Source organism: Enterobacter cloacae complex sp. SHL021 (assembly GCF_049237765.1).
Lineage (GTDB): Bacteria > Pseudomonadota > Gammaproteobacteria > Enterobacterales > Enterobacteriaceae > Enterobacter > Enterobacter cloacae.
In genome coordinates this window covers 181253-205699 of the sequence record NZ_JBMKJG010000007.1, presented here as the reverse complement: position 1 = coordinate 205699, position 24447 = coordinate 181253, and the positions used below count along the sequence as shown (strand labels likewise).

The 24447-nt window shown below is 50.0% G+C and carries 26 protein-coding genes and 1 tRNA gene; 21 read left to right on the top strand and 6 right to left on the bottom strand.

The genetic code is table 11. The annotated features are described in order from the left end of the window. Positions 1–115: 115 nt before the first annotated feature. The gene (sdhE, locus tag ACOTZF_RS09515) at positions 116–382 is read left to right on the top strand and encodes an FAD assembly factor SdhE (RefSeq protein WP_013098615.1); all 267 of its coding nucleotides are present in this window, start codon (positions 116–118) and stop codon (positions 380–382) included. Next, entirely contained in the window at positions 363–776 is a 414-nt protein-coding gene (locus ACOTZF_RS09510; protein ID WP_020687087.1) for a protein YgfX, read from the top strand. Before sdhE ends, ACOTZF_RS09510 begins: the two co-directional genes overlap by 20 nt. A gap of 6 nt (positions 777–782) precedes the next feature. On the opposite strand, the gene fldB is transcribed toward ACOTZF_RS09510, so the two are convergent. Then, on the bottom strand, positions 783–1304 hold the full coding sequence (gene fldB / locus ACOTZF_RS09505) for a flavodoxin FldB (RefSeq protein ID WP_013098613.1): 522 nt from the start codon (positions 1302–1304) through the stop codon (positions 783–785). A 101-nt stretch (positions 1305–1405) separates the two neighbouring features. On the opposite strand from fldB, the gene xerD reads away from it, so the two are divergent. From xerD to lysS, 5 genes are all read left to right on the top strand, one after another. Beyond that, a complete protein-coding gene (gene xerD, locus ACOTZF_RS09500; protein WP_129317948.1) occupies positions 1406–2302 on the top strand; it encodes a site-specific tyrosine recombinase XerD in 897 nt (298 codons plus the stop codon). Between the two features lie 28 nt (positions 2303–2330). After that, on the top strand, positions 2331–3044 hold the full coding sequence (gene dsbC, locus ACOTZF_RS09495; protein ID WP_013098611.1) for a bifunctional protein-disulfide isomerase/oxidoreductase DsbC: 714 nt from the start codon (positions 2331–2333) through the stop codon (positions 3042–3044). Positions 3045–3049: 5 nt separating this feature from the next. Continuing rightward, a complete protein-coding gene (recJ, locus tag ACOTZF_RS09490; protein ID WP_013098610.1) occupies positions 3050–4783 on the top strand; it encodes a single-stranded-DNA-specific exonuclease RecJ in 1734 nt (577 codons plus the stop codon). A 90-nt stretch (positions 4784–4873) separates the two neighbouring features. Further along, positions 4874–5972, top strand: a protein-coding gene (gene prfB / locus ACOTZF_RS09485) for a peptide chain release factor 2 (RefSeq protein ID WP_095908218.1) whose coding sequence is annotated in 2 segments (ribosomal slippage) — positions 4874–4948 and positions 4950–5972 — 1098 coding nt in all. Because the reading frame shifts where the segments join, the coding sequence is not laid out codon by codon here. 9 nt (positions 5973–5981) lie between these two features. After that, positions 5982–7499, top strand: a complete 1518-nt coding sequence (gene lysS / locus ACOTZF_RS09480; protein ID WP_129253275.1) for a lysine--tRNA ligase — start codon at positions 5982–5984, stop codon at positions 7497–7499. Between the two features lie 47 nt (positions 7500–7546). Here lysS and idi read toward each other — a convergent pair whose 3' ends face one another. Further along, complete coding sequence (gene idi, locus ACOTZF_RS09475; RefSeq protein ID WP_013098607.1) at positions 7547–8089, bottom strand: isopentenyl-diphosphate Delta-isomerase; 543 nt, start codon at positions 8087–8089, stop codon at positions 7547–7549. Between the two features lie 162 nt (positions 8090–8251). Between idi and actS the strand changes: the two genes are divergently transcribed. The 3 genes from actS (at position 8252) to ACOTZF_RS09460 (ending at position 10033) form a co-directional block, all read left to right on the top strand. Further along, positions 8252–8995, top strand: coding sequence for an amidase activator ActS (gene actS, locus ACOTZF_RS09470; protein ID WP_277815313.1), 744 nt, complete (start codon positions 8252–8254; stop codon positions 8993–8995). An 80-nt stretch (positions 8996–9075) separates the two neighbouring features. After that, positions 9076–9149, top strand: a tRNA-Gly gene (locus ACOTZF_RS09465). A gap of 557 nt (positions 9150–9706) precedes the next feature. After that, positions 9707–10033 carry a GrlR family regulatory protein gene (locus ACOTZF_RS09460; protein ID WP_055322107.1) on the top strand — a complete coding sequence of 109 codons (327 nt, stop codon included), beginning with the start codon at positions 9707–9709 and terminating at the stop codon, positions 10031–10033. Positions 10034–10068: 35 nt separating this feature from the next. Here the strand turns inward: ACOTZF_RS09460 and ACOTZF_RS09455 are convergent, their stop codons facing one another. Next, positions 10069–10767, bottom strand: a complete 699-nt coding sequence (locus tag ACOTZF_RS09455) for a hypothetical protein (protein WP_055322106.1) — start codon at positions 10765–10767, stop codon at positions 10069–10071. 135 nt (positions 10768–10902) lie between these two features. Beyond that, positions 10903–11169 (bottom strand): hypothetical protein, encoded by a 267-nt coding sequence (locus ACOTZF_RS09450; protein ID WP_071946093.1) that lies wholly within the window; start codon positions 11167–11169, stop codon positions 10903–10905. 2617 nt (positions 11170–13786) lie between these two features. On the opposite strand from ACOTZF_RS09450, the gene ACOTZF_RS09445 reads away from it, so the two are divergent. The 11 genes from ACOTZF_RS09445 (at position 13787) to ACOTZF_RS09395 (ending at position 21625) form a co-directional block, all read left to right on the top strand. Further along, entirely contained in the window at positions 13787–14233 is a 447-nt protein-coding gene (locus ACOTZF_RS09445; protein ID WP_055322417.1) for a hypothetical protein, read from the top strand. A gap of 87 nt (positions 14234–14320) precedes the next feature. Then, a complete protein-coding gene (locus ACOTZF_RS09440; protein ID WP_055322418.1) occupies positions 14321–14521 on the top strand; it encodes a hypothetical protein in 201 nt (66 codons plus the stop codon). Next, positions 14499–15410 (top strand): DUF6945 domain-containing protein, encoded by a 912-nt coding sequence (locus tag ACOTZF_RS09435; protein WP_055322419.1) that lies wholly within the window; start codon positions 14499–14501, stop codon positions 15408–15410. The genes ACOTZF_RS09440 and ACOTZF_RS09435 overlap by 23 nt, the downstream gene beginning before the upstream one ends. Before the next feature lie 14 nt (positions 15411–15424). Then, positions 15425–15946 carry a hypothetical protein gene (locus ACOTZF_RS09430; protein ID WP_055322420.1) on the top strand — a complete coding sequence of 174 codons (522 nt, stop codon included), beginning with the start codon at positions 15425–15427 and terminating at the stop codon, positions 15944–15946. A 115-nt stretch (positions 15947–16061) separates the two neighbouring features. Beyond that, the gene (locus ACOTZF_RS09425) at positions 16062–16442 is read left to right on the top strand and encodes a hypothetical protein (protein ID WP_055322421.1); all 381 of its coding nucleotides are present in this window, start codon (positions 16062–16064) and stop codon (positions 16440–16442) included. Then, positions 16442–18586, top strand: a complete 2145-nt coding sequence (locus ACOTZF_RS09420) for a chemotaxis protein (RefSeq protein ID WP_129317947.1) — start codon at positions 16442–16444, stop codon at positions 18584–18586. Before ACOTZF_RS09425 ends, ACOTZF_RS09420 begins: the two co-directional genes overlap by 1 nt. A 609-nt stretch (positions 18587–19195) precedes the next feature. Beyond that, positions 19196–19537, top strand: a complete 342-nt coding sequence (locus ACOTZF_RS09415; RefSeq protein WP_047039314.1) for a hypothetical protein — start codon at positions 19196–19198, stop codon at positions 19535–19537. Positions 19538–19555: 18 nt separating this feature from the next. Beyond that, positions 19556–20590 (top strand): major capsid protein, encoded by a 1035-nt coding sequence (locus tag ACOTZF_RS09410; RefSeq protein ID WP_055322423.1) that lies wholly within the window; start codon positions 19556–19558, stop codon positions 20588–20590. An 81-nt stretch (positions 20591–20671) separates the two neighbouring features. Next, the gene (locus tag ACOTZF_RS09405) at positions 20672–20875 is read left to right on the top strand and encodes a hypothetical protein (protein WP_055322424.1); all 204 of its coding nucleotides are present in this window, start codon (positions 20672–20674) and stop codon (positions 20873–20875) included. Positions 20876–21024: 149 nt separating this feature from the next. Then, entirely contained in the window at positions 21025–21201 is a 177-nt protein-coding gene (locus tag ACOTZF_RS09400) for a hypothetical protein (protein ID WP_154591467.1), read from the top strand. Further along, positions 21158–21625, top strand: a complete 468-nt coding sequence (locus tag ACOTZF_RS09395; RefSeq protein ID WP_058686808.1) for a hypothetical protein — start codon at positions 21158–21160, stop codon at positions 21623–21625. The genes ACOTZF_RS09400 and ACOTZF_RS09395 overlap by 44 nt, the downstream gene beginning before the upstream one ends. 40 nt (positions 21626–21665) lie before the next feature. Here ACOTZF_RS09395 and ACOTZF_RS09390 read toward each other — a convergent pair whose 3' ends face one another. Then, positions 21666–22859 carry a tyrosine-type recombinase/integrase gene (locus tag ACOTZF_RS09390; protein ID WP_055322426.1) on the bottom strand — a complete coding sequence of 398 codons (1194 nt, stop codon included), beginning with the start codon at positions 22857–22859 and terminating at the stop codon, positions 21666–21668. Between the two features lie 247 nt (positions 22860–23106). Next, entirely contained in the window at positions 23107–24048 is a 942-nt protein-coding gene (locus ACOTZF_RS09385) for a LecA/PA-IL family lectin (RefSeq protein WP_230199644.1), read from the bottom strand. Positions 24049–24447 lie beyond the last annotated feature (399 nt).

Below are 24447 nucleotides of genomic sequence, written 5' to 3'. Positions count from 1 at the left end.
ATATTCCAGTAAAGAAACGGTCAAAAACACGTTACACTAGCGAGTGTCCCCGCAGAGAAATAAAGAAGACTGAACGGGGTACCGACTGTGCCAAACGTAATGCAGGAAACAGAACATGGATATTAACAACAAGGCCCGTATTCACTGGGCATGCCGACGCGGCATGCGTGAACTTGATATCTCCATCATGCCTTTCTTCGAATATGAGTATGACAGCTTAAGCGATGAGGATAAGCGTCTGTTTGTTCGCCTGCTTGAGTCTGACGATCCCGATTTATTCAACTGGCTGATGAACCACGGCAAGCCCGCCGACACCGAGTTGCAACGGATGGTGCAATTAATTCAAACACGGAATCGGGAACGTGGTCCTGTGGCAATCTGATCTTCGCGTCTCGTGGCGCTCGCAGTGGATGTCGTTATTGCTCCACGGCCTGGTCGCGGCATTTGTTTTACTGATGCCGTGGCCGCTTAGCTATACGCCGCTGTGGCTGTTGTTGCTGTCGTTCGTCGTTTTTGACAGCGTGCGCAGCCAGCGCCGGATCAATGCCCGCCAGGGTGAGATCAAATTACTGATGGACTCCCGCCTGCGCTGGCAGGGTCAGGAGTGGGATATCCTCGGTATGCCCTGGATGCTCAGTTCCGGCATGATGCTACGGTTACGCCAGGTGGGCGGCGGTAAGTGCCAGCATCTGTGGCTGGCCGCCGACAGTATGGATATTGCGGAGTGGCGGGAACTGCGCCGGATGCTACTGCAGCAGCAACCGACGCAGGAATAATACGCGTTAACTGAACTTCTCGGCCATTTCGCCCAGAATCTGTTCGCACCAGGTTTGCAGACGCTCGTCGCTCAGATCGTACTGGTTGGTTTCATCCAGCGCGAGCCCGACAAACAGCTGGCCGTCTGCGATAATCGGTTTTTTACTGGTGAATTCGTAACCTTCCGTTGGCCAGTAGCCGATAAACGTGACGCCCTTCGGTGCCAGCTTATCGTGCAGCATGCCGAGAGCATCCAGGAACCATTCCCCGTAACCGAACTGGTCGCCCATACCGTACATGGCAATGATTTTGCCGTCGAGGTTGAGCGTATCGAGCTGATCCCAGATGGCTTCCCAGTCTTCCTGTATCTCACCGAAATCCCAGGTCGGGATGCCGAGGATCAATACGTCGTACTGCTCCATCAGCGTGAGCGCATCGTCCTTCAGGTTATGCAACGTCACCAGTTCCGGGCCAATGATGTCGCGAATTTTCTCTGCCGCCATTTCGGTGTAGCAGGTGCTGGAACCATAAAACAGACCAATATTCATCGCGTATCTATCTCAATTCTTGCTATGACTTTGCGCGTAGTGTACCAGAAACCGCTCGCAATCAGGCATAATGCCCGGATTGCAGAATCAAAGGGGCTGATGTGGAAAAGGATCTCGCACTCATCGAACAGTTTCTCGACGCGCTGTGGCTGGAGAAAAACCTGGCCCAAAATACGCTGAGCGCCTATCGGCGGGACCTCACCATGCTGGTGGAGTGGCTGGCACACCGGGGACTGTCGCTGGAGAGCGCACAAAGCGACGACCTGCAGGCGCTGCTGGGCGAGCGTATGGAAGGGGGCTACAAAGCCACCAGCTCCGCGCGTCTGCTCAGTGCAATGCGTCGACTGTTCCAGCATCTCTACCGTGAGAAAATTCGCGCGGACGATCCCAGCGCCCTCCTGGCATCGCCTAAACTCCCGCAGCGGCTACCGAAAGATCTCAGCGAAGCACAAGTTGAGAGATTATTACAATCACCGGCTGTTGACCTGCCGCTGGAGTTACGCGATAAAGCCATGCTTGAGCTATTGTATGCTACCGGCTTGCGCGTTTCGGAACTGGTTGGCCTGACGATGAGCGACATCAGCTTGCGTCAGGGCGTGGTTCGTGTGATCGGTAAAGGGAACAAGGAACGGCTGGTCCCGCTGGGAGAAGAGGCGGTGTACTGGCTGGAAACGTATCTGGAGCACGGTCGTCCGTGGTTGCTGAACGGCGTTTCTATCGATGTCTTGTTCCCCAGTCAGCGTGCGCAGCAGATGACGCGGCAAACGTTCTGGCATCGCATCAAGCATTACGCCACACTGGCGGGCATTGACAGCGAAAAGCTGTCGCCGCACGTGTTGCGGCATGCCTTTGCGACACATCTGCTGAACCACGGCGCCGGTCTGCGCGTGGTGCAGATGCTGCTGGGACACAGCGATCTTTCCACGACGCAAATTTACACCCATGTCGCGACGGAACGCCTGCGGCAGCTACACCAACAGCACCACCCTCGCGCGTGAGTGCCGACGAATTGTTACAGGATCTTATATGAAAAAGTCTTTTGCGCTGTTCACCCTGCTGGCAGCCTCTTTTACCGGTTTTGCCCACGCGGATGACGCCGCTATCAAACAGTCGCTGACGAAACTCGGCGTAACCAGCAGCGATATTCAGCCTGCGCCGGTGGCGGGGATGAAAACCGTTTTAACCAACAGCGGCGTGCTGTACGTGACCGAAGATGGCAAACACATTATTCAGGGGCCGATGTACGACGTAAGCGGCGCGCAGCCGGTGAACGTGACCAACCAGCTGCTGATGAAAAACCTGAATGCGCTCGAAAAAGAGATGATCGTTTATAAGGCGGCGCAGGAAAAACACGTTATAACCGTCTTTACCGACATCACCTGTGGCTACTGCCACAAGCTGCATGAAGAGATGAAAGATTACAACGCGCTGGGCATTACCGTGCGTTATCTGGCTTTCCCTCGCGCGGGTGTGCAGAGCCAGCCTGAGCAGGACATGAAGGCCATCTGGTGTGCAAAAGATCGTAACAAAGCGTTTGATGACGCGATGAACGGTAAGGGTGTGCAGCCAGCTTCCTGTGATATTGATATTGCCAACCACTACGCGCTGGGCGTGCAGTTTGGCGTGACCGGTACGCCAGCCATTGTCTTAAGCAACGGCTACGTTGTCCCGGGCTATCAGGGGCCAAAAGAGATGAAAGAGTTCCTCGACGCGCACCAGAAACAGTTTGGTGGTAAATAATCCGCGTGAAAGCCCCAATAAAATTGCGCCGCCGCGACGCGGTTGAACAGGTTGATTTGCCAGCCGATCTTCCGCCGCTGTTAAAGCGGCTCTACGCCAGCCGCGGCGTGCGGAGTGCAGGCGATCTTGAGCGCAGCGTCAAAGGGATGCTGCCCTGGCAGCAGCTGAACGGCATCGAAAAAGCCACTGAAATGCTCTACAACGCGCTTCGTGAAGGCACGCGCATTGTGGTGGTGGGGGATTTCGATGCCGACGGCGCCACCAGCACCGCGCTGAGCGTGCTCAGTCTGCGCGCGCTGGGCTGCGAAAACGTCACCTATCTGGTGCCTAACCGCTTTGAAGATGGTTATGGCCTTAGCCCGGAAGTGGTCGATCAGGCACATGCCCGCGGCGCGCAGATGATCCTGACCGTAGATAACGGGATCTCCTCCCATGCGGGTGTCGATCACGCGCATCAGTTGGGGATCCCGGTGCTGGTTACCGATCACCACCTGCCGGGTGACACGCTGCCGGCCGCTGAAGCCATTATTAACCCGAACCTGCGCGACTGCGATTTCCCGTCGAAATCACTGGCGGGCGTGGGCGTGGCGTTTTATCTGATGCTGGCGCTGCGCACCCTGCTGCGGGATAAAGGCTGGTTCGAGTCCCGCGGGATCGCCGTGCCCAATCTGGCCGAGTATCTCGATCTTGTTGCGCTCGGCACCGTGGCGGACGTGGTACCGCTCGATACCAATAACCGTATCCTCACCTGGCAAGGGTTAAGCCGCATTCGTGCGGGCAAGTGTCGTCCGGGTATTAAGGCGCTGCTGGAGATTGCGAACCGCGATCCGCTCAAGCTCGCCGCCAGCGATTTGGGCTTTGCCCTCGGCCCGCGCCTGAATGCGGCTGGCAGGCTGGACGATATGTCCGTCGGCGTCGCGCTGCTGCTGTGCGACAACATTGGTGAAGCGCGCGTGCTGGCGAATGAGCTGGATGCGCTGAACCAGACCCGCAAAGAGATCGAACAGGGAATGCAGGCTGAAGCACTAACCCTGTGTGAAAAGCTTGAACGCAGTGGTGAAACATTGCCGGGCGGGCTGGCGATGTACCACCCTGAGTGGCATCAGGGGGTGGTGGGCATTCTGGCGTCGCGTATTAAAGAGCGTTTCCACCGTCCGGTGATTGCATTTGCGCCCGCAGGCGATGGCACGCTGAAGGGCTCCGGTCGTTCGATTCAGGGGCTGCACATGCGCGATGCGCTGGAGCGTCTGGATACGCTCTACCCGGGCCTGATGCTCAAATTCGGTGGTCACGCGATGGCGGCAGGCTTGTCGCTGGAAGAGGCGAAATTCGACGAGTTCCAGCGTCTTTTTGGCGAACTGGTGACTGACTGGATCGATCCCGCTCTGCTACAGGGGGAAGTGATTTCCGACGGTGAGCTCGCACCGATGGAGATGACCATGGAAGTGGCGCAAATGCTACGCGATGCAGGCCCGTGGGGGCAGATGTTCCCGGAGCCACTGTTCGATGGCCGCTTCCGTCTGCTGCAACAGCGCATCGTGGGCGAACGTCACTTGAAAGTGATGGTGGAACCGGTGGGCGGCGGCCCGCTGTTGGATGGTATTGCCTTTAACGTCGATACCGCTGTCTGGCCGGACAATGGCGTACGCGAGGTCGAACTGGCCTACAAACTGGATATCAACGAGTTTCGCGGTAACCGCTCCCTTCAAATCATCATCGACAATATCTGGCCAATTTAGCGGCAGTAATCTCTATAAAAAAGGGCGTGGATTCGGTACAATCCCGCTCTTATCACCGCATTTTGACAAGTCCATAAAAGAAAACAGACCATGTTTGAAATTAATCCGGTAAAAAACCGTATTCAGGACCTCACGGAGCGCTCTGACGTTCTTAGGGGGTATCTTTGACTACGATGCCAAGAAAGAGCGTCTTGAAGAAGTAAACGCCGAGCTGGAACAGCCGGACGTCTGGAACGAGCCTGAACGCGCGCAGGCGCTGGGTAAAGAGCGTTCCTCTCTCGAAGCTATCGTAGATACGCTGGATCAAATGGCTCAGGGGCTGGAAGACGTTTCCGGTTTGCTAGAGCTGGCTGTAGAAGCCGACGACGAAGAAACCTTTAACGAAGCCGTGGCAGAGCTCGACGTGCTGGAAGAGAAGCTGGCGCAGCTTGAGTTCCGTCGTATGTTCTCCGGCGAATACGATAGCGCTGACTGCTATCTCGATATCCAGGCGGGTTCTGGCGGTACTGAAGCGCAGGACTGGGCCAGCATGCTGATGCGCATGTATCTGCGCTGGGCTGAAGCGCGTGGCTTCAAAACCGAGATTATCGAAGAGTCTGAAGGCGAAGTGGCTGGCATTAAGTCCGTCACCATCAAGATCATTGGTGACTACGCCTACGGCTGGCTGCGTACCGAAACCGGCGTTCACCGCCTGGTACGTAAGAGCCCGTTCGACTCCGGTGGTCGTCGTCATACCTCATTCAGCTCCGCGTTTGTTTACCCCGAAGTTGACGAAGATATCGATATCGAAATCAACCCGGCAGATCTGCGTATCGACGTTTACCGCGCATCTGGCGCGGGCGGACAGCACGTTAACCGTACGGAATCGGCGGTACGTATTACCCACATTCCAACCGGGCTGGTAACACAGTGCCAGAATGACCGTTCCCAGCATAAGAACAAAGACCAGGCCATGAAGCAGATGAAAGCGAAGCTTTATGAGCTGGAGATGCAGAAGAAAAATGCTGAGAAACAGGCGATGGAAGACAACAAGTCTGATATCGGCTGGGGCAGCCAGATCCGTTCTTACGTCCTTGATGACTCCCGCATCAAAGACCTGCGTACCGGGGTTGAAACCCGTAACACGCAGGCGGTGCTGGACGGCAGCCTGGACCAATTTATCGAAGCAAGTTTGAAAGCAGGGTTATGAGGAACCAACATGTCTGAACAACAAGCACAGGGCGCTGACGCGGTAGTCGATCTTAACAACGAACTGAAAACCCGCCGCGAGAAGCTGGCAGCGCTGCGCGAGCAGGGCGTGCCGTTCCCGAACGATTTTCGTCGTGACCACACCTCAGACCAACTGCACGCTGACTTCGACGCTAAAGAAAACGAAGAGCTGGAAGCGCTGAACATCGAAGTGGCCGTTGCGGGCCGTATGATGACCCGTCGTATCATGGGTAAAGCCTCTTTCGTTACCCTGCAGGACGTGGGCGGCCGCATTCAGCTGTACGTTTCCCGTGACGATCTGCCAGAAGGCATCTACAACGAGCAGTTCAAGAAGTGGGACCTGGGCGATATCCTGGGCGCGAAAGGTAAACTGTTCAAAACCAAGACCGGTGAACTGTCTATCCACTGCACCGAACTGCGTCTGTTGACCAAAGCCCTGCGCCCGCTGCCGGACAAATTCCACGGCCTGCAGGATCAGGAAGCGCGCTACCGCCAGCGTTATCTGGACCTCATCTCTAACGATGAGTCCCGCAAGACCTTCAAAATTCGCTCCCAGATCATGGCCGGTATCCGCCAGTTCATGGTTAACCGCGACTTTATGGAAGTGGAAACCCCAATGATGCAGGTGATCCCGGGCGGTGCTTCCGCACGACCGTTCATCACCCATCACAATGCCCTGGACCTGGACATGTACCTGCGTATCGCGCCGGAACTGTACCTGAAGCGTCTGGTGGTGGGTGGGTTCGATCGCGTGTTCGAAATCAACCGTAACTTCCGTAACGAAGGCATCTCCGTGCGTCATAATCCAGAGTTCACCATGATGGAACTCTATATGGCGTATGCAGATTACAAAGATCTGATCGAGCTGACCGAATCCCTGTTCCGCACCCTGGCGCAGGACATTCTGGGCACAACGCAGGTACCTTACGGTGAAGAAGTGTTCGACTTCGGCAAGCCGTTCGAAAAACTGACCATGCGCGAAGCCATCAAGAAATACCGCCCGGAAACCGACATGGCGGATCTGGATAACTTCGATTCTGCAAAAGCGATCGCTGAAAGCATCGGTATTAAAGTGGAGAAGAGCTGGGGTCTGGGCCGTATCGTGACCGAGATCTTCGAAGAAGTGGCAGAAGCGCACCTGATTCAGCCGACTTTCATCACTGAATACCCGGCTGAAGTGTCCCCGCTGGCGCGTCGTAATGACGAGAACCCGGAGATCACTGACCGTTTTGAATTCTTCATCGGTGGCCGTGAAATCGGCAACGGCTTTAGCGAGCTGAATGATGCAGAAGATCAGGCGCAGCGCTTCCAGGATCAGGTTGACGCAAAAGCGGCAGGCGACGACGAAGCGATGTTCTTCGACGAAGACTACGTGACGGCGCTGGAGCACGGCCTGCCACCAACGGCGGGTCTGGGTATTGGTATTGACCGTATGGTAATGCTCTTCACCAACAGCCACACCATCCGCGACGTGATCCTGTTCCCGGCGATGCGTCCGGTTAAATAACGTCTGCAGATCGTAAAAAGCCCCGTGCGATAGTCGCCGGGGCTTTTTTATTTGGCGGCGAAGGCCCGCAGTTTTTCGCGTGCCGCCGTCGCTTCCATCACCATCCAGGGGCTAAAGGCCCACGGTGTGGCATCCAGAGCCTGGAACAACGCGTCCAGATCAACCCATTCGTATGCCATCACTTCATCACTGTTGATCGTCAGCGCATTTGTGATCCTGGCGGCAAAGACCGGGCAAATCTCATTTTCGACGATCCCGGAAGGATCGGTTTCACAGTAGCGAAACTCAGCGGCGACAGGGGTGATCCCGGTAATTTCGGCTCCCACTTCATAGCGGCAGCGGCGCACAATAGCCTGATCAATCGCTTCACCAGATTGCGGATGGCCGCAGACTGAGTTCGTCCAGACGCCCGGCCAGGCTTTTTTGCTTAATGCGCGACGGGTGATAAGACACTCCCCTTTGGCATTAAAGAGCCAGGAAGAGAACGCCAGATGGAGTGGGGTATGGGAGGTATGTGCAGCGTATTTTTCCTGAGTGCCAATCACCATTCCCTGGTCATTTACCAAAATAACGTGTTCTTGAATACTCATTGATGCTCCAGTGCTAACCATGCGGATGGTTCAGCACCACCAGCGATGTCATTATACTGCATTCCGGTACGAACGGTTTGTTCCACAGAGCGGAAAAGGGCTGACCCATATCTGTTTGGGCTGGTATTATAGGGCGCCATTCACGCTGACCGAGGATCTGTTTTGTTTGCAGGAAGCCTGACGAGAAACCCCATCACTGCCGTGTTCTGCCTGATGCTGACGCTATTACTGGCAGGCTGTTCAGGGAGTAAATCTTCGGATATGGGCAGCTATTCCGGTGCGGTCTATACCGTGAAGCGCGGGGATACGCTGTACCGGATTTCGCGCGCGACGGGGACCAGCGTAAAGGAGCTGGCGCGTCTGAATAATATCTCTCCGCCATATACCATCGAAGTGGGGCAGAAGCTGAAGGTTAATGGCGGTTCATCCTCGGGCAAAAAATCGTCGTCGAAAGGCAAAACCGCCAAAGTGACGCCATCCTATGCGGTGCCGCAATCCTCCTGGCCGCCTGTCGGACAGCGCTGCTGGATTTGGCCGGCCAGCGGTAAAGTTGTGCTGCCGTACTCCTTGTCTGAAGGCGGCAATAAGGGCATCGATATTGCCGCCGCGCGCGGTACGCCGGTTTATGCCTCCGGGGCAGGGAAGGTCGTGTACGTGGGCAACCAGCTGCGCGGTTACGGTAATCTGATCATGATTAAGCATGGTGAAGACTACATCACGGCTTATGCGCATAACGACACAATGCTGGTTAATAACGGCCAGAACGTGAAGGCGGGGCAGAAGATCGCCACCATGGGCAGCACGGGCACGGATACGGTGAAGCTGCACTTCCAGATCCGTTATAAGGCCACCGCCATCGACCCGCAGCGTTATCTTCCGGCAAAGGGCAGCAAGCCGAAGTGCTAAGTGATTATTTTATCGCCATTTAGTTGCGAAGAGGCTTGTATGAAGAGGCGTAAGGTCTATAATGCTTTACGCACCTCAAAGCGGGCGTAGTTCAATGGTAGAACGAGAGCTTCCCAAGCTCTATACGAGGGTTCGATTCCCTTCGCCCGCTCCATTCTCCTGATAAATCAAAAGGTTATGATTTATCAGTTAGTTACGTTGCCCCGCTAAAGCAGGTACAACTTAAACTACCCATTGTTCTACGCCCGCACCTGTCGCGTGATTGGTCTGTGGTACAAGGGAGCATATCATCACGCTGGCGGTGGTTCCAAGTTCTTACCGCGACAGTACAACAACGAACAAAAAGCCGCATACCTGGCATAACTCCCAAAACTTTCAGTGAAGCGCATTTTAGCCCGATGCCCCCATATGCCACACGTCGAGATGATGTTGCAGGGGATAAACAGGTTTATGGTGGTTTTGGTACTTGCAGACCATATGCAAGCTCTGCCAGCGGTTCGGCCTCGCTCCTTCGGGTACATGGTCATCCTGATAAACTTCACTGTCTGACATATCCCTGATGTTGTCGCTTGAAGCTCCGCTTGTTGTCTTACCACCAACGGGGCTTAATGGGTTCTATTGACTTAGTTCAATTTTTTGCTGTTTTTATGTTCAATTGGTTGCTGTATGATATTGATGCAATTTTGCAGATATCTATAGGTGATATGCGTTATGAAAGACGGACTTTATTCTGTTTTCTTTAGAAGCAACACTCAAGATTTCGGTGCCGGGGTTGTATCAGTTAAAAATGATGGTGTTAATGGTGGCGATTATGCCTTCTACTATCAAGGACAAATAATCAGCAATAAATTAAAACTGCACGTAAAACAATTTAATCCTTCTGGTCAATCTGTTTTCGGTCCCTTAAATGACTTTTATTTGCTCTTGACTGTAAACGAAAAAGATGCGAGCAGCTATGTCCTTGAAGGAAGCCTGGAAGGAAATTCCCATTTGAACTTACAGGTTTTAGCAACAAAAATTTCCGATTTGATTGGCTGATATGTAGAGTTAGAGGGCTTTACAGCCCTCATTTATTATGGCTTATTATTCTTTCTCTTTTCCCTTTCTGCTAAAACATTTTGATACCATTCGTCACGTGCTTTTTTCTCTTTATCTCTATCACGTGAACTATAACTATCCGTTTTTATCTTTTTGGAACCTTGTGAAATAGGTCTCCAGTCATCTCTTATTTTTTTAATTTGCTCTGCAATTTGTGTGACTGGGCTACGTGAACCTAAATAGTTAATTCCATCGAAAGATGACATGTCATACTCATACTTATTATATTCTCTTTCTGTTGAGTCTGCTTTTTTTGACCAGCTAATTGTTACATTGTATGTATTGCTTTTGATTTGATTATATTCACAAAGGTTACTAGATAAAGTTTGCCCGTTCTTTAATACACTGATTTTTCTAAATGGAATGGAGTGATGGTTGTTTTCTCTATATTCAGCATTAATCAGTGGCGGATCAAAGTCAATCTCAATATTATAAGCTGGAGCATTGCCCGTGTTTGCAACATTTATATCAAAGTAAAAGGCGGCCCAGGTATTTGGTTCAAGGGTGACAACGACATGCGGCTGAGATGAGGCTTCAACCATACGCGTAGTTTCTTTGGCTAGTAACTTTGTTACCCGCCAAAGAAAAAAAGTTGCTACTGCTGTTAAAATGGCTGCGACTGAACTTATGAATGTGCTCCATTTTTCTAGATGAGATATCAAGAGTTCAAACATTCTCTTTCCTTTTCAAGTTTATGGTACTCATATACAAGTAATAATTTGCATATGCAATATCCAACAACTCAATAACTTAGAGTTTGTTGTATAGTGCTAATAAAGGAGGCGGATGCCTCCTCGCCTATTTTGTTTTTAGATTACTTTGCGATATGAATCACGGATACCATTTCGATAGCCATCAGCAAACGCTGCCTGAGGGCTTTTATGGCGAACCGTTCCCGCTTGGCTATCAGGAAGGGCTGTTAAGTCAACCCAAGGCTGGCCTGTGCGGGCTAAACCAGCACGGTAACCCTGGTCGTAAGCGCAGCCGCAACATTTGTGGCGACCTTCACCACCTTGATCGTCAGGTAAGCTGATGAAAAGAGTATTGTAACGGTGTGATTGTTTACAAATAGTCATGCATTGCTCCTTATGAGCGTCATTTTAAGGTTTACATGATCCTCTTTGCCTGGCACAATCAAGCCGTGAAAAATGAAGGCAAGGCTAAGATTCATACGAGTTTGGCGACTCGTATTGGTCATGCTTTGTAAGCCGGGTTCATGCAAATGAATCCGGTTTTTTTATGCCTAAAATTCAGGCGCGACACTACATGTGGGGGGGGTCAATCAATGGTGCCCCCACATAGTCGATATTCTAGTGATGATTCTTTTCTGCACAAGGGTTGATTTTGACGTTAAATTGAGGTTGTGAAAGGGTAAAAATGCAAGACCCTACACAGCATAAGGCCTGGAAGACATGTCAATAATTAAGAAAAAAAATTCAAAATTTGATCGAGTGCTGATTTCTTCAACGGGAGATCAGAATTGCGCAACATGATATCGCGCAATCTTTATAAGAATAATGAATGTTGCCCGTGGTTTTGATAGTTGCGTGCAACATATAGATAACATATATGTGTGCGTAACGATGGAACTAAGAATGTACCCATAACAGTTGGTGATCTGCTAGACCGTCAGCCCAGACCCTCGGTGAAAAGCGCTTTTCTTCACCAAATATCGCTACGTGATGCTTTCAGCGACTCGCCTCACTGCAACAAGCAGTGCAGTTACACAATGCTGCTTTGGGCTGACGCAAGGGAGATAACTTGATGTTTTGAAGTGCCTCTGTTCACTAATTGTACAGCCATTTAACATATTGTATCTTATAAGTACTTGACTGGAATGGTCAGGTATTGCTTTTCGGAGCGTTGATGCGAAGCTGGGTACACAACAGCGATTTCACCAACAGAAGGAAAGCATTCAGGAGGATTCGAGGTGAGTTCTCTTGTTCAAGAATTTTGGATGAGTTTGTCTGGTCACCACACAATTTCAGGTTTTAGGCCTTTGAGGCTGCCAGTGTGTCAAACGCCATAAAAGCACATTTTTCTGTTTACCAGCAGACACAAAGCCACTACAGCGACGTTACCACAACGGGGTGAAGGACTATCGTCACCTGGCGAAATTCTCCCGCCCTTGCAGGTCACGGATACGTACCTTTTCCCGCACCAGCGCAAGCCGTCTCACCAATAGCCCCGTATGCTCCACCAGAAGCGCTACAGCGCGTCATCTCCACACAATTGTAAACTACACACCCATAGCACAGCGCCCCGCTGAGAAGCTCTGACACGCCCAGAAATGGATGATTTTTCGTTGATTTTGCGAAGAAAATTAATTTTTTCGGTATGGAAGGGCGGATCGGTGATTGTGTTTAGCCACACCACGAGTGACAGATCTGCCGAGGCCACGCCATTACTGGCTTCGTTGCATGCACCACACCATAACGCTCATAGGTACAGACTTGTGATTTGTACGCTAAGCGACCACTTCAGCATGATTAACTACGGATTATAGGCTATTTGAGGTGCATTTAATCTATTTTGTTCGCAGGATAGCCAATGTTAAATATCATCCACCAAATTTTCACAGAAAACCAGTATAGGGTTGCCAATCTTCAGCCAGCGCGGAGAATGGTCGATACTTTCAGATGAAAGCGGGGGAGGGAGATTATCAATTCTCGGAGCGGATCAGGTGTCTGGACCGCCTCAGGTGTTGCCGTTGATTGTGCCCTTGAAGCATGACGCGGACATATCAAACCAGAAGTTTTCATAGGTGCGTTGGTCGCGTGGATGACTTGGAAAATTCTCACCCGGCAGATGCGTTAGAAAAGGCGCTTAACCAACCATGTCTGAAAATCAGACATAAACCGTGTCAGAAATTCCGACATAAACCATGTCTGAAAATCAGGCACTAATAAGAGCATTTCTATAAATAAGAGCAAACCAAATAAGATCATTATAAAAACCATGATCTTTATAACATGATACTACGTATCATATAAAAAACATGATATTTATAACTTTCTGGAATGACGGTTAGTCATTCTGTTGGTGTTAAGGAGTGATGCTTCTGTATCGCTCTGCTCTGCATGGCTTCGCCTCTTCAGGATCTGTGTGGTAAGAAGCTCAGCTTCGATGACGTGAAACAGCCACGCCATCTCGTGATCTCCTAACCCTCCATAGCCCATCACAACAACCTCCGGTTGCTGTTCTGTGTGTCGGGTTACCTAATGGCTCTTCCAGAGAGCTACGCTCTCACTCTGTGTGGAAGCTGCGAACTTGTTCGCCATATGTGGATCGGAGCACGGCGTAGAGGACTGCTTTGCATCTGTCCGGTTCACTCTGGCGCGGCGCGGGTTAACAACAGACCTCCTCAACGCCTCTCTACGGCGTTTAAATGGTGATGCGTATGTACTCCTATGGTGACAAGTCCCGCAGAACTCGGCACAGAGCGATTTAGCACTATTGACAAAGTTTTCGTAAATTGATAAGGTGATGATGAGGTATTATAAAGCTTTCCAAAATAAAGCTTTCTTTTTGAAGTGAAAACTGATATAATAGATAGGTAGGGTAATGATTTTCCTACGAATCCTCGAATAATTCTGCCGTCATCACGACATCCCTTGTCAATCTCACGGCAATACAAAATGGGTTACAAATAGAACCTCCGCGAATAATTCTTTTAACAGAACGGAGAACCCAATGAATAAACCTAAATCCCAACGTCTCGACCTGACCACTATGACAGGCGAGCAGATCGCTGATCTCATCCTGAACGGCAAATACACCAAATCAGCCTTGTGGGCCTTCATCAGTAGAAATGGTGGCGCGGATGCTGTACATGCTCGATTCCCACAGATCGCCGTCTGTCTTCATATCCTGAAGCAGGAACGGAAAAAGGCGAAACATGCACGGGCAGTGAAGTCGGTGCTGAAGCCTCTGAGCAATCAACGTGCCGCAGGAATGGAATTGACCGATATACTTCGTCCAATCTTGGAAGGCCATCGACAGCTTTATCTGGATAAGCTAGGTCTTTCTCTGACACCAGAGCAGGTCATTATGCTGCTCGTCGCTGTCAACGGTGCTGAAGAACTGGAATCCTACGGTTTCCCACTGATTGGCGAGTTCCCGACAGCAACCGCAGCTTAACAACACTGAACAAAACCTGAGCCGGTTCGCCTTCTGGGCGACCACTGGCGGGAGGTCTTTTGTACCTAAAACGAGGAGGACAATTGAATGCACATCAAATTCCAGCAGCACGTTTATCAGGCTCTGCTAGCTGAGGCCATTCGCCAAGATAAGCCACTGGCACGGCTCTGCAACGAGATTTTAGAGAAAGCTGCAAACATTTTCGACAACGCACCAGGCCACACAACACCTTTAGCCAGCAAGGCGAAACCTAACGGAGAGAACAATGACCGAGACAGTAAAAACTGAAGTTCAACGTACACCAGATGAGGCTTACGGCGTTACTGAGATGCGTTTCTTGTGTGCCAGCCAGATTGTGATTCGCAGCACTGGCGAGGTTGTGAAAATAACGCCCGCAATGAAGCTCGTCTACATCTATATGAAAAATCAGTTCATTGGATTCTCAGGCCGTGAGCAGCAATTTTACACAGACCAGCGACAAATGGCGGCAGCGTTGGACATTTCACGCGACACCCTGAGCAAAATACTCGCAGCTTTGAAGAAGCTCGGAATTGTCGAGAATGCTGGGTGGAAGGGTAATAGTGAGTCTTACACCGTCCATTTTTTCAGTGATGTTGCTGACGGTCTACAGGTGATCCATAAAGAGTACAAGGGTGCTCCAGCGTGGGACCACGAGCGGGCGAATAAAAACTTTAAGTCCAAGTCTAAGATGAAGGAAGCAGCACGGCCAAGCCCCGAGGAGAGAGAAGATGGCGTACAGCAGCAAGAGCACGAACAGCAATCCCCTGATGTGGCCTCTTCATCTGCCACGGATGATCCTGAACAGCAATCTGGCGTTTCACAGTTTGCTGGTGATAGCTGCGATGATGTTTCCGCTAATGATGCTCCATCACTGAGTAAGCCAGCTGGGGGAAATGTTGTCGGGATACCGTGGATCGCCAACTCGTTTACCCCTCGTGGGCCTTTGGTTCCAGAGGCGCGACGCTGGGCGCAATCACAGGGCGCTACAACCTGGCAGGATGAGATCAAACTTGTGTGGAAACTGACAGGAAAAATCAATATGAGGGAGCCTGAAGAGCATATGCGGCCTGATGATATACCTGCACCTGAACCAGCAAAACAGCAGGCTAACGGGTATGCGCCGCAGCTTGATTATGATGAAGATCAACCATTCTGATACTGGAGAAATAATTGTGTGATGTTGCCAACAGCCTGACGGCTGAAACCCTTACGGTGCGAAGCACTTTAGCAGAGGTAAACACCTCCGGTGCTGAAACCCCTGATTTGTCCCGTTTTTACAAGGCCCGCTCTCGTGATATCTCGTTGATCGAGACTGCTAAAAAAATGCTCGTTCACGGTTACACCCCTGGCAAAACGGCGCTGCTTCTACGCTTGCCGTTTGACCTGGTAAAAGGCCTTTACGATAATTCGTGGAATCCTCGCTGTCGCAAGATAAGCAATACAAGTCAGTACGCTACTAAGCGAATGGCCCGAATGTACTACGAATCCGGCGCAATGCTGGCAAAAATCTGTGCTGACCTTCAACTGCCTCTATTCACCGTGGTAACGCTTCTTAAGCGTGAAGGAATAACCGAAAAAGAAATGGCATCTCGAATGCCGGATCATACTGATCCGTTGTTTGTGGCCTATCGGGAAACGGTCGCCAGAAAACAGAAGAACCCACAGCGACGTTCACCACGCCTGCACTACTAACACCCTGACGGGGAAACTTGACCCTTAATTACATCTTTTTCCTGCCCGTGGTCTGGCTGGCGCTTCGTCACGTCCTGATCGGCGGGCTGATCCTACTTTGGAGACACCATAAAAAATGACATTGAACTGCATTAAAAATGCTCTGTTTGCCACTATGCACGGCATGACACCAGAGGAATACGAACTCCAAAAGGCGCGGGACAATCTGAAGAGCGTCACCGATAACTTTCTGGATCAACATCCAGAGTTGCTCAAATCAGCCTCGTCTGACACCCCCACGGATAAACGGGGCGAAGCCCTCTCGCCAATGCGAGACACCTTTGGTGCTGAACAACGGATTAAAAAATTTTTGGGCGCTGATAGCCGTCCGGCGGTAAGTCATACCGCTGACCATATTGATCCTGAAATGCTGGCGAAAGCTAAAGCAGCGGCTGCTGCACTCGCAAAATCCGATCCTGATCGTTACGGCAATATCATCAAGCAGCAGGGGGTGTGATGAGTGGGACCAATAAGATTGTTACCAGCACCGTTAATGAAATCTCCTGGATCACAGACGATGCCTCATATCAAAAAGCCAAAAAGAAGATAATTTCGCTTAAGGCTGCTCATGAGAAACCAGCTAAAGCGCTTGAGAAGGCCCAGAAGCGGACCGCTCAGAGTGAAGGCAAATCAGCACTAGCCGCAGCGAAAGCCCAGACAGCGAAGCTACGCCAGGCTGAACAACTGTCAAAACAGCAGCAGAAACAAGCTCAGATTCAAGCCAAAATGGAACGGGATGCAGTTGCTCATGCCAATAAAATGACCTCATTACAGGCTCGCCAGTTATCCCAACAGGAACAGGCAGCACGTCAAAATGCCCGTTTAGCAGCAATATCTGCAAAAGTGCAGGCCGCAGCCAGATCACGAGCGATGGTCTACAACCCAAACCTGGGCGGTCAACATTACGATCCCGGTCTTGTTTCTCGTCAGACTGAAGCAATGAACCGTGGTCACGGCGCTGTTGCTGCTGACATTACTGCCACCAAAAAGGCGATGGCCCTGGAGGAGAAGCGCCAGCGTGAGAAAGAGGCAGCCCTTAAGCGTGAGGTGACTTATTACAACAGTTTGCGCCGTAGCGCTCTGACTCTGGCAAACGTGAACGGCGCTGACGTTGCTACCCGGTACAAAGCCATCAGTGCAGCAAAAGAGGCACTTAAAGCCCAGAAAGAAGAGCGCTATACGGTTGAAGAGACCCGCTTCGAAATGGCTCGTATCACCACAGAATTACGCAAGCAGGCTCGGTTGCAACAACGTATTACCCGTGAGCAGAAAGCCGCAGGTGTTCGTGCTGGTCGTGTACGCACAGAAAGCCGTGGTGGAAGTGTAGGTCTGGCTGCCGCTGGTGTTGTTGGTGGTGTGGCGTTAGTAGGTAGTATGGGCGTTTCTCGTGTTGGTCAGACCCTTCAGGGAAGCCTTGAGCGTTCTCGCGATGTGAAAAAACTCCAGCAGTATGGGATCAGCAACCTTGAGTTCGCAGCACTTCAGGATCTATCAATGAGCCGTGTTGGTTACTCACTGAGTGCTGACAAGCTGGCTGACCTCAACAAGGACACAACCGAAAAGGCCGGGGAATTGCTGAATACTGGCTCTTTCAAACGTAACAAGAAAACTGGACAGGTGAATTTCAGCGGCGGTGGTGAGTTTGCAGATATCATCAATAACGTACTGACCTCCACCAACGGCAACCAGAAGGTAGCCCAAAAGGTGATCGGGGAACTGCAAAAACTGGATTTTCCAACATTTATCACTTATCTAAAGCAATTACAGAAAACTTTCGGCTGGACTGATCGACAGGTGCGACACCTGGCCGAGGCTGTGAATGATGGTTCGGTCTTCCTCGAAGTGTTCAATGATGAGGGGCAGGGACTTATCCAGCGTATGAATCAACTCGCTTCTGAAGGATGGACCCTATCTGATGCACAGCAGGCCAACCTTGATAAGCTGGCAGCTTTGGGTGCTGAGTACAGTCGCGTGCAGATGTCGCTTGCTGACCACTTCAGCGCCAGCTTCGTGCAGGGTCTGGGAGAATATGCAGCTAATACTGACACTCTACGTCAGAAGATGACTGGACTGATCCCAATTTCCGATGCTCTCGGCGTTGCCCTTGGTGAGCTAACCACCAACATTCTCTCCTTCGCTGGTCGAGTCGGTGAAGAACTCAAGAAAGGCGCGACACTGCCGGATGCAGTCTACAACACCGTTGTGGATGACTCTGCAAACGGTGCTGCCGATTGGATAAAGGAAAAGACCGGATTTGATCCACGCAGCATCGGTCAGACGCTCAAACAGATTTACCCGTGGCTGGATAGTTCCGCTCCGAGCAATATCGGCTCAGGCACGGCGTATAACGATCCAGCGCTAGCGTTGAATGTTCCTGGTTTCAACTCAATACAACCCCAGCAACCAACGTTTACGATTCCGACAATTGACAGCATGACGCAGCGACAGCCGATTCCTGTTGCGGTCACTGGCGAAGCTGAGATTAAACTCTCACCGCTTGATATTAACGTGAATGACGGCGCTATTAACGGTTTGATTGATACAAAACTGAGGAGCTATGAGCAGGCACAGAACAACATGATCCTTGGTATTGCTCAATGATGAAACAGAGGGTGGCGAATTCGTCGCCCCTATCTCAACACCACAATGCGTATGTATCAAATTTAGCGACAAATCAAATACTTTTCGTGAAATTTGTTGTAAATGATAATCATTAGTGTTAAAATAATATACAAGGTGAATTACAACAGCCAAATGTTTTTCCCTTCTCCTTAGGAATCAAAGTGCGCTTTTCCCAGAGCGCCTTTTCTCATACAGCCAATATCCGCACCCTCTCACGGTAAGGTTAGGCCATTGCCGCTGGCTGTATCAGAAAAGCATCGCAGAGCGATTAGCCAGCAGGCTAACCCGTTCTCGTGTGAAGAAAATTTCCACCTAAGGTGGATTTGCCAAAAGTCCTGTCCTCCTCGGCGGGCTGTCAGCCGGACACTAACGGCATCAGGTGGCAACGTTTTTGGGCTTCCTTACCCATTCTTTGGAGCGTTGCCGCCTCCTTATTCCTACCAGTGAAATCCACACCGGACCTCTTTCCGTCCGGTCACTTTTTTCATCGGAACAATTCGAAAGGCTGGCCCTGTCGCCGTTTACGGCTCAAGCAGGCGCTGGCCTTTTGTTTACATAGCTATGTGAAATTTAACGGGAGTTAATTATATGAAAATGGGAAGCCTTGAGCGCTCTTACAATGACGTGATCGCGTATGCAGCCGATCCGAATTTTGACCGCAAGACTATTACTGTCGATCTAGCTGTAGAAGTCCAGCCGGGTAGTTGCATTACCAGCACTGGAGCTGCTTATGTCTCTGGTGATGACTGCCTGCTGGTCCTGAGCCACCACAGGGCGGAAGATGCTGCTCATATCATCGTTGCTGATCGCGGGATTTACATCAAACAAGACACCATCACCGCTGTTATGGGCGCTACCGCTGGCGCTAATGCTATTGCCGCACTCACCAAAACGGGCGCAATCCGTACTAGCGCACCGGACGCAGAATAATAATAAGGAGAAGACAACATGGGACTATCAACCAATTTCAGCTACGCGGATTACACCAACACCTTTGTGAACATGGATGCAAAGAACACTTTGCTGTCCACGCTTAATGTTTTCAGTGATCGTCAGACTTCTGCAAGTCCGAAGGTGAGCCTCGATATCATTGATGAAGTCGCTCAGAAGGTGGCAAGCTCTGTTAATCGTTACGGTTCAGAGTGGTCAACCATTCCTAAGCGTAGCGCCAGCAATCACCTGATCGAAGCACCGCTTTATGCTTATCAGGACCGGATTACAGCGGCAGACGTGCAACCATATCGCAAACCAGGCTCCGACCTGCAAATGTCTGTAATGGATGCGGTCACTTCTTCTGCTGTCGCAATGCACGATAAGTACATGCGTACTAAAGAGAAAATTTTCGCTGACGCACTCTTCCGAAATACTGTCGAAGCGACCTACACCCAGCAGCCGATCATTTCCTGGGAAGATGAATTTGGATACCAACAGGCAACCGGAACGATCAAAACCAGCGTTAGCTCTGGTGACCCACTTCGCAGCCTCGATGATGCTGTAACCGCTGCTAAAGTGCGCATGGGTGACCTTGCTGGTCAGCTTGACGGCTTTATCCTGTTTGCTGGTAGCAATGTTTATCGCGGCATTAAGTATCACCCTGATGTTCGTCAGAATGTTCAGTTCGGTGTGCTTGATCGGGATGTTTTGTTTAACAAAGAAGTGCTTCCGGCGTTCTCAACATTCATTATTGAAAATGTCCGAGTGGTGGAAGTCACGGATCAGGCACTTTACGGAATTGGTCCGGATGAATCCTTCCTGGTTCCACGCTTTAGCAAACCGCTGTCTTCGGATATTGCTCTGCCCTTCGGGTATGTGGCAACTGCTACCAGCCGCAATCTGGATCTGGCATTTGCTGATCCGGTTGATTTCCGTATCTGGAGCGTACAAGACAAGTTTAAGAACGTTGAGCTATTCGCGGAAAGCTCTATCTTGCCTGTTGTGTACCGTCCGGATTTCACTACACGACTGACGAACGACGCAGCGTAAGACAGCGGATTTTGGGGCTGACCATTCGGCCCCACCGTGAAGAATTGCCTGAAAAGGCGGGGCAAAGAAGAGGAAATTACTATGAAAATTCAATTCCAGACGAACAACGGATTCCCGTTGCTGACTGTTGCAGACGAGCGCGTTTTAGACTTTCTGAACGTCAGCGCCGTGTGTCGGTTCCTGAAGGTTCCGCGCTCCTCGTTCATGATGGACGTTGAACAAAACGGGCTTGAGAAGGCTATTAGTGAAGCTCTGTTGAAGTTAAGAAAGAATAAAAATTGTTAATAATCAATATGTTGGCATTTGTTGTCAAAAGAATCATTGTGTTTGTTTTTCGCGCATTTACTTGACACTCTGATGTAGATTGCGTAGGCTGAACATAAAATAATTGTTGAGCGTGTGTTCGGCATTTCTATCAACCAATGGAGGCGAATATGATCCTTGAACGTGACAAGAAAAAGTTCGTCGCTTCCCTTGTTGCACTTTCAGACAAGGTGAGCAGTAAGTCCTTTTCTGGAGCACCAAAAGAACAAGAACAAGCGCTGATCGACTTTTTCAAGGAAACCAATGAGCGCTTCGCAGCAACCTCTAGAGAGAACTTACATATCTGATGTGAAGGTTAACACCCTTTTCTCAGTCATTAGCGATCAGTTTGGTTATGACGCCAAAGATTGGGCCAAGGAAATTGTAGCGCTCATGAATCTTTGGAAAAAGAACGGATTCATAGAGGTGTACCAAACTAAAGAGGATCGCAAGTTTGGCCTCATCAAAGATTCTAGTATCAATGAGCGCGGTATAATTAGCCCCTATTACATTGGTCTTTTTCATGCAAGATTAATTGACGGTGATAATGATCCGTTAATAATTATCAAATTTCATGAAGTTGAAGGTGATCATCCTTATGCTGATATGAAATTTATGCTCGACCATTGTGATATCTTTGGCGACAAGTCTCAGAAGTTCGATCAAGCTCAAATGCGATTCATATGGAAGCAAATTGATGAATTCATTCAGCAAGCAGATGGTACTCTCTGATACCGATTAAAGGTGCCTTAAGGCACCTTTTTTGTTTATATTAAATATCATATCCTACTAACTCCACATACTCAGATAGCTCTTTCATCCCTGCGCCCTTGCTGTAGGTTCTGAATGCTTCGGTTTTCGCTTTCTGTTCGGTGTGTCCAGTGACGGCTCCGATCCGTTGTTCTGGCACCCCTGCACGGTCTAAGCAGGTGATGAACATTCCCCGTAGGCTGTGGAAACATTGCCGATCTGTAGCTGTTGGCAAAACGCTATCACGCAGCCGGGTGAACTTTTGGCTGTACCACGGCCCCCGTTTGCCATCCTTACGAATGATTTTGTTTGACTGTTCCAGCAGATATTCACCGCTGTTGTTAGCCAGATGCTTATCAACAATCCCAATCAGTAGCGAGTGGATCGGAACATACCGCACCCCCGCGAGTGTTTTTGACTTACTGACGAAGAAACACCGCACACCCTCTATCATGACAATCTCTTCCCGCTTGATGCTGGCTATCTCATCAAGTCGCATTCCAGAGTAAAGCCCGATCAAAATGACATCACGTAAAACGTCATCAGCTTCTCTGACAAGGGCTTGCAACTGTTCAGGTTTAAACGGCTGATAACTCTCTATTGTGCGACGTGCTTCGAGGTTATGACCGTGAAAAGGGTTGCTGTCTGGTATCGCATCGTAGCGGCGTTTGGCGAACTCGTACAGACTTCCCAAAGAGGTTAGCCAGTTCTGAACGGTCTGAGGTGCTGCCTTTTTGTGTTGGTCTTCGATGAAATCAGTAACGGCTCTGCGTCCGATCTTGTTCAGACCAATATCAACTTTACCGATACTCTGGAGAAATACTTCCACCGCTCGGGCTGATTTGCTGAGTGTGGAGAATGCCCGACGTTCGCTATAAACCGTCATGTATTCATCACGTATGACTGCCAGCGTTGGTATCGGAGATACTGTTACAGGCGCACTCTTTGCCTGTTTTATAGTGGTGTGGAGTGTGGTGATCGCATTCTGGATGCGAATGTCTTCACGATCAGGATTCAACAGGGCTTTCAGGTTGTTGAACTCAATCAACATGTGATTTCTGAAGTGTCGAGCCTTAAGAATGTCTTTTGTCCCAGTGGATTTTCGCCAGGCTCGTTTATTCTCGAACAGGTGACGCATGTACGCAGGTACAAAGACCTGAAAGATCCATACGCCCGAATGACTTTGAAAAAGATACTGATTGTTCTTGATAGACATGATTTCGATCCTCTAAAATCACGCCATCAGGTACAGCCATATGTACAATGTCGGGATGGAGTAACGAGAGCTTCCCAAGCTCTATACGAGGGTTCGATTCCCTTCGCCCGCTCCAGACCTTTCTTAAAGACTAAATCCTAAGCGACTCTGTTTAAAGCTTTCTGGCTGATTTACTTACTGTAAGCAATTTTGAACATCGCACTGCCATCCAGCATTCTCGCTAAATAGCAGTCCGACGTTTTTGACGTTAACCCTTTATTTTTAGTTCCTTGATACGGAAATCATTTCCCATACTGGCTGACACATGGCTGACTACCGCGAGTTCAGCCTGACTGCCCGTGGCTTTGAATTTTCCACTCAGGGTTACCCATTCATTTGCCTGCTTCAGTTCCAGGGGGGCGGAAATGTCTTTGCCATCTGCACGCAGCGAAACCTTTGGCGCTTCATATTTTCCTATGATGCGCGCAATTTTCACCGTCCAGGTATATTCATGCCCGGCAGTCAGACCTGTCAGCGTCTTTTTGAGGATCTCACCAGCATGGTTTTTATTAGGTCTGGTAATAAACTCGACAGCGCGGGTGCTGGCGTCAACCAGGTAAAGATCGTGCCCGGCAGGTCCGGCCTGCCAGTTATTCCAGTTATCGCGCTCAAAGTTGGTTAAATCTTCAAACGGAGCTGGCGCCGCGACGGAAATATCCGCCTCGCGATACACTTCAACGCTGAATTCACCGGCGTTGTCTTTGTACTGGTCTTTGCCATCGGCAAAAAACAGCGTCAACGTCCCTTCAGCTGGAACCGACCAGCGGTATTTATGATTACCAACCGGATAATTTTCGTTACCAAGGCGTGCCTGAAGCGAAGGATTGCGTAACGTTAGCGTTTCACCCTCTCGGGGAATACGCCCCTGTGGTGCGGTAAGCGCAAAATTTTCACTTCCATTCCTGGCCCAACCACTGGCCAGAATAGTAATTATCTCTCCCGCTTTGAGGGCAACTCCTGTATTTGTCCCTTCGGCATTTTTTGCGTCAACTTTTCCTGACCAGATTAAATTTTCGCTCATGTCTGACTCCTGTGACAGCGTGGCGAAGAATTTCGCCATTGAAAGATAGTCCTTACGAAATGCGTGATTTAAGTCACTCAGTTCTGCTAACCGCCTGATAATTTGAATAAATAAAATCCTGAGAAGCACGAACTTCTCATCATCATTACCCGGTTGTTATCGGCAGGAATGAGAATAGTCAGGTGGTATATACAATTCAAAACGCTAAAAGCTTTATTAAGGGTTGCGATTTTGTAATCAATTAAAAATATTAAAATAATTATCGCTGAATTAGGAATAATCTTAAGAAATAAGAGGGTGAGTGCAGGGTTTTTAAATCGTTTATTCTCCCCATTGTTTACGTTGATATTCATGTAAGCACTTCAGGAAATCGGGCATACTTATCACGTGTCATGCGGGTAAAGTTCAAAAATAAACAAATTATCTTTTTACGTATGCCATACCCTCTGATATACCTTCATTCCCTCATACCAGTCTGAGTGATGGCCGCTGTGGTCTATACTGGCCATTATCGAATACCCAAAGGTG